The organism is Gordonia sp. i37, from assembly GCF_002043085.1.
Lineage (GTDB): Bacteria > Actinomycetota > Actinomycetes > Mycobacteriales > Mycobacteriaceae > Gordonia > Gordonia polyisoprenivorans.
Window position 1 is genome coordinate 1 of sequence record NZ_MVPX01000592.1, and the last position, 323, is coordinate 323.

The 323-nt window shown below is 55.7% G+C and carries 1 pseudogene; it reads right to left on the reverse strand.

The window, feature by feature from the left end:
* A pseudogene (locus tag B1964_RS28520) lies at window positions 1–323 on the reverse strand (ABC transporter ATP-binding protein); the annotation flags it as partial.

The window sequence follows — 323 nt, forward strand, 5'->3', positions numbered from 1 at the left end:
TCCTCCGACATACCGATCGGACCGAACCGATCACCGGAGAGGAACTGCTTGACCACCGGCTGCTCCGAAGTCAACAACTGCTCCCGCGGACCGAACATCACCAACTCCTTACGGAACAACATCCCGATATTGTCCGGAATCGTCCGAGCGATGTTGATGTTGTGCGTCACGATCAGAATCGTCGCATCGATCTGCGCATTGATATCGATCAACAACTGCGAAATATAGGCGGTACGCACCGGATCCAAACCCGAATCCGGCTCATCACACAAGATGATCTGCGGATCCAACACCAACGCCCGCGCCAACCCGGCACGCTTACG